The following is a 7,820-nucleotide window of genomic DNA, read 5'->3' on the forward strand; positions in this document are numbered from 1 at the left end:
TAATGAGGGCCCGCCGTGCTGCCTGCTCAATAGTGAGCAGGGGCTTCACAGCGGGATGTTGGTGTGGTCGCCGCGCAGCGGCACGGCCTTGAGCAGGGCCTCGGCGAGCCGCCGCCGGGTGCCGGCGGGCTCGATCACCTCGTCCACGACGCCGATCTCCACGGCCTTGCCGACGCCGCCGGCCTCGCGCTCGTGCTCGGCGACGAGCCGGCGGCGCAGCTCCTCGCGGCCGTCCTGCGGGCCGTCGCGCAGCTTCCTGCGGTGCAGGATGTCCACGGCGGCCTCGGCGCCCATGACGGCCACCTCGGCGGTGGGCCAGGCGTAGACCGCCGAGGCGCCCAGGGCGCGGGAGTTCATGGCGACGTACGCGCCGCCGTAGGACTTGCGCAGCACGAGTGTCACCCGGGGCACGACGGCCTCGGCGAAGGCGTGCAGCAGCTTGGCGCCGCGCCGGACCACGCCGTCCCACTCCTGCCGGACGCCGGGCAGGTAGCCGGGCACGTCCACGAGCACGACGAGCGGCACGCCGAGCGAGTCGCACATGCGGACGAACCGCGCGGCCTTCTCGGCCGCCGCCGCGTCGAGGCAGCCCCCCTTGCGCAGGGGGTTGTTGGCGATGACGCCGACGGTCCTGCCGGTCAGCCGGCCGAGCGTGGTGACGAGGTTGGGCGCCCACTTCGGGTGCAGCTCCTCGCCGGGGCCGTCGAGCAGCCGGGCGACGACGGGATGCACGTCGTAGGCGCGCTTGGCGCGTTCGGGGAGCAGGCCGCCGAGCTCGGGGTCGTCGCGGGCCTCCCAGGGGCGCAGCTCGCCCTGGCCGCCGAGCAGGGTGGTGATCCGGCGGGCGGCGCCGATGGCGCCCTCGTCGTCCGGGGCGGTGAGGTGGGCCAGGCCGCTGCGCCTGCTGTGCGGGTCGGGGCCGCCGAGCCGCTCCATGTCGACGTCCTCGCCGGTGACCTTGCGGACGACGTCCGGGCCGGTGACGAAGACGCGCCCGCTCTCGCTCATGATCACCACGTCGGTGAGCGCCGGGCCGTAGGCCGCGCCGCCGGCGGCCGGGCCGAGCACGACGGAGATCTGCGGGACTGCGCCGGAGGCCCGGACCATCGCGGCGAACACCTGGCCGACGCCGTCGAGCGCGGTGACGCCCTCGCCCAGTCGGGCGCCGCCGGAGTGCCAGAGGCCGACGACGGGCGCCCGCTCCCGGACGCCGAGGTCGATGGCCCGGACGATGCAGGCGCAGCCCTCGGCGCCCATCGCGCCGCCCATGCGGCCGGGGTCGGTGGCGTAGGCGACGGCCGGTCCGCCGCCGATGCTGCCCCGGGCGGCGAGCACGCCGCAGCCGTCGTCGCCGGGCAGCGGCCGGACCGTCCCGGGGTCGAAGAGCGCGCGGACCCGGTCCCGCGGGTCGCGGTTCATCCCCAGGTCACCGGGAGGGCGTGCACGCCGTACACGAACATGTCCGAGCGGAAGGGCACCTCCTCCAGCGGCACCGCGAGGCGCAGCCCCGGGAGCCTGGCGAACAGCGTGGACCAGGCGATCTCCAGCTGGGCGCGGGCCAGGAGCTGGCCCATGCACTGGTGGATGCCGAAGCCGAAGGACAGGTGCTCCTGCCGCTCGGCGAGGTCGCCGAAGCGGCCGAAGTCCAGCCGGTCCGGGTCGGCCCACACCTCCTCGTCGCGGTTGGCCGCGGCCAGCACGACGACCACGCCCTCGCCCTTCCTGACCAGCCGGCCGCCGACCTCGACGTCGGCGGTGGCCGCGCGGCGGGCGCCGTAGTCGATGACCGTCTGGTGCCGGATGATCTCCTCGATGGCGGCGGGCAGCGCCTCGGGACGCTCGCGCAGCTCGGCCAGGCGTTCGGGGTTCTCCAGCAGCGCCACCGTGCCCACGCCGATCTGGTTGGCGATGGTCTCGTAGCCGGCCACCATCAGCAGCGTGGCGACGCCGACGACCTCCTCCCGGCTGACCTTGGCCGCCTCGCGGTGGGCGCCGAGCCGGCTGAGCAGGTCGTCGGCGGGCCGCTGCTCGCGTTCGGCGACCAGCCGCTCCAGGTAGTGGCGCAGGTCCTCGCGGACCTTCATGCGCTGCTCGGGCTCCACGTTGCGGTCGCCGATGACCTTGGTGGTCTCGTGGAAGTAGTCGCGGTCCTCGTACGGCACCCCGAGCAGCTCGGTGATGACCTGGGACGGCAGCGGCAGGGCCAGCGTCTGGACCAGGTCGGCCGGCGGGCCCTGGGCGGCCATCTCCTCGACGAGCGTTTCGGTGATGCGCCGGATGGCCGGGCGCAGCGCCTCGACCCGCCTGCGGTTGAACTCCGGCAGCAGCAGGCGGCGCAGCCGCGAGTGGTCGGGCGGGTCCATCCTGATGAAGGTGCCCGGCCCCGGAGGTTGCGAGGTGAGCCGGGCCGGGAAGCCGGGGGTGGCAAAGTCGGAGCTGAACCGGGCGTCGCCGAGCACGGCGCGGGCGTCCTCGTACCGCGTCACCAGCCAGACGTCGCTCCCGTCGAAGTCCAGCCGGACGCGCATGATGGGCCGCCCCGCCTGCAGGTCCCGGTATTCGGACGGCGGATCCAGCGGGCACGTCCTGGGGATGGGGTAGGAGTCCATGCCAGCAGCCTCGCCCGCGGGCCCGTCCGCGTCTGCTCAACTGTGAGCAGGCCCGTGCGAGCAGGCCGGTACGAGCGGACACGGCGAGCGGACACGGCGATGGCGGGGCCGCGCACGGCCCCGCCACCCGGTGCACCGGGGTCACGCCCTGGCGGCACGCCCCTGGTTGGGCGCGGCCTGCTGGTCGGCCTTGCCCGCCTTCGACCGGCCCATGGACATGTCGCGCAGCGGGACCTCCTTCAGGAAGAGGCTGGCCACCAGGCCGATGCCGACCGCGATCGCGCAGGCGAGGAACAGGTCGCCCAGCGCGTCGGCGAGCACCGCCGGCGCGACGCCCTCGCCGCCCTGACCGGCGACGCCGAGCCGGGACGACATGATCGAGCCGAGGATCGCCAGCGAGACCGGCCCGGCGATCATCCGCCAGAACTGGATCTGGCTGGTGCCGACGCCCACCTGCTCCATCGGGATCGCGCTCTGCGTGACGGCCGTGGCCATCGGGAACGCGATGCCGATGCCGACGCCGATGAGCACCATGGCGACGATCGGCAGGCCCTGGCCGCTGTCCGGCCCGACGGCCGACAGGATCAGCAGCCCGGCGACGATGGCGGCCATGGCGAACACGCCGAGCAGCCGGTAGCGCGGCATGGCCGTCATCGCCTTGCCGGCGATCGGGGCCATGAGCATCAGGCCGAGCATCATCGGGATCAGCAGCGTGCCGGAGTGGGTCGCGCTCACGCCGAGCACGCCCTGGTAGAGCAGCGGCACGTAGAAGGCCGTGCCCATCATGGCGAACGCGGAGAAGAAGGCCACCACGGCCATGACGGACACCTGGTTGCTCCGGAACAGCGCGAACGGCACCAGCGGGTTCTTGGCCACCCGCGTCTCGACGAAGTAGAACGCCACCAGCAGCACGGCGCCGCCGATCAGCAGTGCGAGCACCTCGGGCGAGGTCCATGCGTGCCGGTCGCCGGTGAGCGTGAGCCCGATCAGGATCGGGACGAGCCCGGCCACGAGCGTGACGACGCCGGCGAAGTCGATGTCGCGCCAGCTCGCGCCGCTGCGCACGAACGGGACGCCGATGAGCACGGCGGCGATCGCGAGCAGCCCGATGGGCACGTTGACGTAGAAGACCCAGCGCCAGCTCCAGCTGTCGGTGATGAACCCGCCGAGCGGCGGCCCGATCACCATGCTGAGGCCGGAGAAGCCGAAGAAGACGCCCTGCATCTGGGTGCGGCGCTCCGGCGTGTAGATGTCGGCGAGCAGCGTGAAGACGTTGGCCATCAGCACGCCGCCGAACAGCCCCGCCAGCCCTCGCGCGCCGACGAGCTGGGGCATCGTCTGGGCCGCGCCGCACAACCACGACGCCACCAGGAAGCCCGTCAGGCCGACGAGCAGCACCGGTTTGCGGCCGAACATGTCGCCGAGCTTCCCGGCGATCGGCACGACGACGGCGGCCGCGACGGCGTAGGAGACCCCCACCCACGCGTACAGCGACAGGCCGTGCAGGTCGGCGGCGATCCGGGGCATCGCCGCCCCCACCACCGAGACGTCGATCGACGCCAGCGCGAGGGCCAGGAGTGCGCCGATGGTGGCGAACAGCTGGCCGCGCGTACTCGAACCGGTTTGGTTCATGTCATCGCCTCCCTTGTTCTTGGCAGCCGTCCCACTTCTTCGCGGACCCATGCCGACTCCAGCCCACACGAAAGCGCCCCGCGGGTCTGCTCAACACTGAGCATCCGGGGAGCGCCCGGCTTCCTACCATCGGCCGCATGACGACGAACCCGGCAGAACTGGTCAGCGCCCGTGCGGGCGATCATGTGGCACTCGTCGTGGACGGCGAGCGCGAGCTGCGGGTGGCCGACTGGACCGCCCGGTCGGAGGAACTGGCCGCGCGGCTGGCCCCGGTCAGGACGGCGCTGCGGCACGACGACTGGATCGGGCACGCCGTCGCCGCCGTGGCCGTGCACCTGGCCGGCGGCACCGTGCTCGGGCTGCCGCCCGCGCTGCCGGCGGAGGAGGCCCGCGCCCGCCTGGCCGAGTGCGGGGTGGGCCAGGTGCTGCCCGGCCCCTTGGGCGACGCGGCGGGCACGCGGGACGACGACGTCGCCGAGATCCTCTACACCTCGGGCACGACCGGCCGCCCCAAGGCCGTGGCCGTCCCGGTCGCCAACCTCACCTACGGTCACGAGGGCCGCGGGAAGCTGTTCACCGGCGTGGACGGGGTGCTGGCCGCCGTCCCGCTGGGCACGAACGCCGGGCACAGCGCGCTGATGACGGCGATGACCGCCCCGGCGACCACGCACGTGCTGACCGACCTCGGACCGGAGAACGTGGCCCGCATGCTGGAGAAGCTGCGGGTGCCGATGGCGATCGTCCCGCCGTCCACCGCGACCCGGATGGTGGCGCACGGGTGGCACGAGCGGTACGACCTGTCCGGCCTGCGGGCGCTCATGCTGGGCTCGGCGCCGGTGCCGATGGCCACGGTGGCCCGGCTCATGGAGGCGCTGCCGGGCGTGCGGATCGTCATCGGCTACGGCTCGACGGAGTCGGCCCCCGCCTTCGTGCACCGCCCGGTGGAGACGCCGCCCACGCAGGACGACGAGGGACTGCTGGGCCGCCCGAGCGCGGGCACCGAGGTGAAGGTCACCGACGCGGGCGAGATCTGCCTGCGCTCGGCCGCCCCCCGCCGCTACTACCTGAACGACGCCGCCGCCGACGAGCGCACCTTCCGCGACGGCTGGACCCACATGGGCGACCTGGGCGAGCTGGACGGGGAGGGCCGGCTGCGCTTCTTCGACCGCGCCGCCGACGTCATCACCGCCGGCGGGCGCCGGATCTCCTCGCTGCGGGTCGAGCACGCCCTGCACTGGCATCCCGAGGTGGTCGAGGCCGCCGCCGTCCAGGGGCCGCAGGGCGTCACGGCGACCGTCGTCCTGCGCTCTCCCGTGCCCGAGGACGAGCTGCGCGCCTTCGCCGCCGACCGGCTGGACCCGGCCGAGCGGCCGGCGCGGTACGTGGTCGCGAAGTCGCTGCCGCGCGGGCCGATCGGCAAGACGCTCAAGCGCGAGCTGGCGGGCTAATCGGCGGTGGCCAGCTCGTGCAGCTTGCAGACGGTCTTCCAGTTGCGGGCGGTGGCGGTGACGCCGAGCTTCTTCTCCCAGAAGGAGTAGGACAGCTTGGTGTTGCGCACCCCGTCGGGGCACCAGACGTAGATCTCCTTGCCGACGTGCTTGAAGACGTCGGGCTTGAAGGCGTCGGGGTCGAGTGCCTTGATCGGCTTGGCGTCGGGCTTTTCCGACAGGAACGTGACGAGGTGCAGGGCGTCGTCGGCGGCGACGTCCCCGAGCGGGTTGGCCTTGAGGATCTCGCCCAGCTCGGTGCCCGTCCTGGCCAGGACGGGCACCGGGACGCCCAGGTCGCGGGCGAGCGCGGCCTGGATCTCGGCCGCCGCCTTGTCGGGGCTCTTCCCGCTGGTGTAGACGACGTTGCCGCTCTGCAGGTGCGTCTTGACGTCCTCGAAGCCGAGGCCCGTCAGCAGTTCGCGGAGCTCGGCCATGCTCACCATGTTCCGGCCGCCGACGTTCACTCCGCGCAGCAGCGCCACCTGCCTGGACATGTCGCTCAACCCCTTCTGCCCGCCACCGCCTGGGGACGGAACTGCCTGATGCGCTCGACCAGATAAGCCGCGTCGTCCTTTACCCACCAGATGAGCGCCGAACCGTAGGAGTGCTGGCACTGCATGCCGAGGACGTAGAGGCCGGGGGCCGCCGTCACGCCGCGGTCCTGCGTGATGCCGCCGCCGTCGTCCTGGATGGGCGCGTGCACCCAGGAGTAGTCGTAGCGGAAGCCGGTCGCCCAGACGACGGCGTCGACGTCGGCCGAGCGGCCGTCCTCGAAGCGCATCGTGCGGCCCTCGGCGTCGACCGTACGGCCCACGAGCTCGAAGCGGTGCCGCTTGGCCAGCTTCTTCAGGCTCGGCCCGACCAGGATCGTCTTCTTGTGCAGCCGGTCGCGCTCGCCCATCAGCGGCTTGGCGATCAGCCCGAACTTGTCACCCCACCAGTGCAGGCCCTTGCCCAGGAACCGGCGGCCGAAGTGCGGCAGCGGCGAGCCCTGCGACAGCAGCACGCGGCGGCCGGCGGCCAGCTCGGGCGCGATCTGGGCGCCGGAGTTGGCGGCGCCGACCACGACGACGGTCCCGCCCGGCACCTGGGACGGGTTGCGGTAGCGGCCGGTGTGCACCTGGTAGACCTCGGGGTCCAGCCTGCCCGCGAGCTCCGGCAGCTTCGGCACCCGGTAGGCGCCGGTCGCGATGATCACCTGCGGCGCCTCGTACGTGCCCTTCGTGCTCTCCAGCCGGTAGCCGCCCTCGATCGGCTCCAGGGAGGTGACGCGGGTGCCGAGCCTGACCGGCAGGTCGAACTCCTCGCCGTACGCCTCGATGTAGTCGGCCATCTCCTCCTTGGTGGGGAAGCGGTTCTTCCCGCCGGGGAAGCGCAGGCCGGGCAGGGCACAGTACTCGGCGATCGTGAACAGCTCCAGGGAGTCCCAGCGCTGCCGCCACGCCTCGCCGAGCCGGGCTTCCTCGTCGAGGATGACGAAGGGGATGCCGGCCTGTTTCAGGTAGTAGCCCGCGACGAGCCCGCTCTGGCCGCCACCGACGACGATCACTTCAGTGTCCATGCGGCCATCGTCGCGCGCGGGCGCGAGGCGGTCTGCTCAACACTGAGCAGTTCCTGACATGCGAGTACGCGGGGCCGACGGCCCCGCGTACTCGACTGCGTGCAGCGCCTACTTGAGGTTGAAGTTGAGGGTGACCTCCGCCGAGCCGTCGGTCTTGGAGACGTACCCTCCCTTGCCGCTCAGCCCCTTCAGCTCCTCCGTGCCCGAGTTCGGCACGACGGACCAGTCGGCCTTGGCCACGCCGCCGTCGAAGGTGCCCGTCGCCTGCAGCACGAAGGAGCCCTTCTTGCCGCGGACGCTCCCGACGACCTTCTGCAGGCCGACGAAGCTGGCCTCGGTGTCGCTGGCGTAGGCCATCAGGTACTCGGCCTGCCCCTCGCCTTCGATGTCGCCGGTCCAGGCGTTGGTGACGTGGGCCTGAGTGAGCTTGGGCTGGCCCTTCTTCTCCTCGTAGGGCTTCTCGTCCCAACCGGTGATCTGGTACGAGCCCTTACCTTGGGTCGTCATGTCAGCTCCCTTTTTTGCTCT

At 72.7% G+C, this 7,820-nt stretch carries 7 protein-coding genes; 1 reads left to right on the forward strand and 6 read right to left on the reverse strand.

What is annotated here, in order from left to right:
* Positions 1 to 45: 45 nt before the first annotated feature.
* From ABZ444_RS11680 to ABZ444_RS11690, 3 genes are all read right to left on the reverse strand, one after another.
* Positions 46 to 1,419, reverse strand: a complete 1,374-nt coding sequence (locus ABZ444_RS11680; protein ID WP_357994891.1) for a carboxyl transferase domain-containing protein — start codon at positions 1,417 to 1,419, stop codon at positions 46 to 48.
* Positions 1,416 to 2,609, reverse strand: coding sequence for a cytochrome P450 (locus ABZ444_RS11685; RefSeq protein WP_357994892.1), 1,194 nt, complete (start codon positions 2,607 to 2,609; stop codon positions 1,416 to 1,418). The genes ABZ444_RS11680 and ABZ444_RS11685 overlap by 4 nt, the downstream gene beginning before the upstream one ends.
* A 141-nt stretch (positions 2,610 to 2,750) precedes the next feature.
* On the reverse strand, positions 2,751 to 4,241 hold the full coding sequence (locus ABZ444_RS11690; RefSeq protein WP_357994893.1) for an MFS transporter: 1,491 nt from the start codon (positions 4,239 to 4,241) through the stop codon (positions 2,751 to 2,753).
* Between the two features lie 137 nt (positions 4,242 to 4,378).
* Between ABZ444_RS11690 and ABZ444_RS11695 the strand changes: the two genes are divergently transcribed.
* Positions 4,379 to 5,689 (forward strand): fatty acid--CoA ligase family protein, encoded by a 1,311-nt coding sequence (locus tag ABZ444_RS11695; protein WP_357994894.1) that lies wholly within the window; start codon positions 4,379 to 4,381, stop codon positions 5,687 to 5,689.
* Here the strand turns inward: ABZ444_RS11695 and ABZ444_RS11700 are convergent.
* The 3 genes from ABZ444_RS11700 to ABZ444_RS11710 form a co-directional block, all read right to left on the reverse strand.
* Positions 5,686 to 6,225, reverse strand: a complete 540-nt coding sequence (locus tag ABZ444_RS11700) for a DUF1697 domain-containing protein (protein WP_357994895.1) — start codon at positions 6,223 to 6,225, stop codon at positions 5,686 to 5,688. The two genes, ABZ444_RS11695 and ABZ444_RS11700, sit on opposite strands and share 4 nt — an antisense overlap.
* Before the next feature lie 5 nt (positions 6,226 to 6,230).
* On the reverse strand, positions 6,231 to 7,292 hold the full coding sequence (locus ABZ444_RS11705; RefSeq protein WP_357994896.1) for an NAD(P)/FAD-dependent oxidoreductase: 1,062 nt from the start codon (positions 7,290 to 7,292) through the stop codon (positions 6,231 to 6,233).
* 108 nt (positions 7,293 to 7,400) lie between these two features.
* Positions 7,401 to 7,799, reverse strand: a complete 399-nt coding sequence (locus tag ABZ444_RS11710) for a DUF3224 domain-containing protein (RefSeq protein WP_352327373.1) — start codon at positions 7,797 to 7,799, stop codon at positions 7,401 to 7,403.
* Positions 7,800 to 7,820 lie beyond the last annotated feature (21 nt).

Source organism: Nonomuraea sp. NPDC005730, assembly GCF_040630865.1.
Lineage (GTDB): Bacteria > Actinomycetota > Actinomycetes > Streptosporangiales > Streptosporangiaceae > Nonomuraea.